This is a genomic window from Mycobacterium sp. shizuoka-1 (genome assembly GCF_002723835.1).
In the GTDB taxonomy this organism is placed as follows: domain Bacteria; phylum Actinomycetota; class Actinomycetes; order Mycobacteriales; family Mycobacteriaceae; genus Mycobacterium.
On sequence record NZ_BEWG01000043.1, the window covers coordinates 1 to 998 of the forward strand.

General features: G+C 74.8%; 1 protein-coding gene and 1 pseudogene. Both read left to right on the forward strand.

The features are described from left to right. Positions 1–244 (forward strand): hypothetical protein (locus tag MSZK_RS33490; protein ID WP_158230579.1); only part of this gene is annotated, 244 nt, incomplete at its 5' end. After that, positions 241–998: pseudogene (locus tag MSZK_RS13995) on the forward strand (hypothetical protein); the annotation flags it as partial. The gene MSZK_RS33490 and the pseudogene MSZK_RS13995, both read left to right, overlap by 4 nt.

Below are 998 nucleotides of genomic sequence, written 5' to 3' on the forward strand. Positions count from 1 at the left end.
CCCGGTGGTGGCGGTGTTCCTGGGACTCCGCCCGCCGCGGTTCCCCCAGGTGAGATTCCCGGTGGTGGCGGTGTTCCTGGGACTCCACCCGCTGCGGTTCCCCCAGGTGAGATTCCCGGTGGTGGCGGTGTTCCTGGGACTCCGCCCGCCGCGGTTCCCCCAGGTGAGATTCCCGGTGGCGGTGGCGTCCCCGGTACCCCGCCCGCTGCGGTTCCCGGCGGCAATGTGCCCGAAACCGTTGTGACTCCGCCGGTTCCGCCCGCCGCGGTTCCGGGTGGCGAGGTGCCCGGTGGTGGCGGCACGCCGCCGGTTCCGCCGGCTGCCGTTCCCGGGGCCGACGTGCCCACCGAGCTTGTGACCCCACCGGCGGCGGTGCCGGGGGGGCCGGGCAACGGTGACAACCTGATCCTCAACACCCCGGGTATCCCGCCCGCGGCGGTGCCCGGCAATGTGGTCAACGATTCGTCGGGAACCCTTCCGCCTCCAGGCGTTTCGATCCCCGGCACGGTGACCCCCGGTGGCATGCTGAATGTTCCCGGCACTCCGCCGATCACCCTGCCCGGTGTTCCCAGCGCGGCGTCCACGCCAGGTCTGGTGACCCCGCCCGCAGCGGTGCCGGGTGGCCCGGGTGTCCCGGTGAACGTGGGTGTGCCCGGCACGCCCGCCGTCGTCCCCGGCACTCCCGGCACCCCCGGCATGGAAATTCCGCCGACGCCGCCCACCGTCATTCCCGGCACGCCGGGAACCCCTGGGGTCGAAGAGCTTTCGACCCCGCCGGCAGCGGTGCCCGGCGCACCGGGTGGCGGCACCGGCGGTGGCATTCCGACCCCGCCGGCCGCCGTCCCGGGAACGCCTGGCGGCAATCTCGTGGAGACCGGTTCGACGCCGCCGGCCGCCGTCCCGGGCACGCCCGGTGAAGGTGGTGGCGGTGGTGTGCCGACGCCGCCGGGTGCGGTGCCCGGTACGCCCGGTGAGGGCGGTGGCGGTGGTGTGCCGAC